General features: G+C 70.2%; 2 protein-coding genes. Both read left to right on the forward strand.

Going from position 1 to position 1,267, the window contains the following annotated elements; translation table 11 throughout:
- Positions 1 to 66 precede the first annotated feature (66 nt).
- Positions 67 to 639, forward strand: coding sequence for an IS607 family transposase (locus AB0K60_RS37640; protein WP_364066617.1), 573 nt, complete (start codon positions 67 to 69; stop codon positions 637 to 639).
- The coding region (locus tag AB0K60_RS37645) for a helix-turn-helix domain-containing protein (RefSeq protein ID WP_364066620.1) at positions 636 to 1,267 on the forward strand (632 nt) is incomplete at its 3' end. The genes AB0K60_RS37640 and AB0K60_RS37645, both read left to right, overlap by 4 nt.

Here is a 1,267-nt window from a genome sequence, read left to right on the forward strand (position 1 = left end):
GGGGGAGGGAACTGTTACGTGATCCATCAGTGAATCTCAGCCTTTCTCAGCTGCTATCGTGATCGCGTGAAGCTTTCCGAGTGGGCGGCACGCAACGGCGTGCACTACCAGACCGCGTGGGCGTGGGCGAAAGAGGGCCGTATGCCGGTCCCGGTCCGCCAGACGCCATCCGGTACGTGGCTGGTCGACGAGCCCACCCCGGAGGCGTCCGGACGGGTCGTGGCGTACTGCCGGGTCTCCTCAGCGGACCAGAAAGCCGACCTTGACCGGCAGGTGGCCCGCGTGGTCCAAGCGGCCACCGCGCTCGGCCTGCCGGTCGCGGAAGTTGTGACCGAGGTCGGTCCGGGGCTGAACGGGCGACGGCACAAGCTGCACCGGGTGCTGTCCGACCCGCAGGCGGCGGTGATCGTGGTCGAGCACCGCGACCGGCTGGCCCGCTTCGGCGTCGAGCACCTCGAAGCGGTCCTGTCGGCGTCCGGGCGGCGCCTGGTCGTCCTCGACCCGACCGAGACCGCCGACGACCTCGTACGGGACATCACCGAAGTCCTCACCTCGATGTGCGCCCGCCTGTACGGGCGTCGTGCCGCCAAGAACCGGGCCGCCCGCGCAGTGGCCGTGGCGACCGGTGAGGCCGAATGAAGAAGTTCCGGCCGCGGCCCGGTCTCGTGGTGCAGGCGTACCGGTTCGCTCTGGACCCCAACGCCACCCAGGAGCATGCGCTGCGCTCGCACTGCGGCGCCGCGCGTGCCGCCTACAACTGGGCTGTCGGCTGGGTCCAGGCGTCGTGGCGGCAGCGCCGCGCGGAGGAGACATACGGCATCGGCGAGGACGAACTCACCGAGTGGCGGCCGTGGTCGCTGCCCGCCCTGCGCAAGGCGTTCAACCAGGCCAAGACGACCGACCCGAGGTTCGCCGACTGGTGGGCGGACAACTCCAAGGAGGCGTACAACACCGGTCTGGCGAACGCTTCGGCCGCGTTCGACAACTACGCCAAGTCCAAGAACGGCAAGCGGCGCGGCAAGCGGATGGGCGTACCCCGGTTCAAATCCAAGCGGAAGGCGCGCCTTTCCTGCCGGTTCACCACCGGCACCATCCGCGTCGAACCCGACGGCCGGCACGTCACCCTGCCCCGCCTGGGAACCATGCGGGTGCACGAGCCCACCATCAAGCTGCCGGCCCGCCTGCAGGCCGGGACGGCGCGGATCCTGTCCGCGACCGTCCGCCACGAACGCGGACGCTGGTTCGTCTCCTTCCAGGCCGAGGTCGA

The sequence above is a fragment of the Thermopolyspora sp. NPDC052614 genome (assembly GCF_040678635.1).
Lineage (GTDB): Bacteria > Actinomycetota > Actinomycetes > Streptosporangiales > Streptosporangiaceae > Thermopolyspora.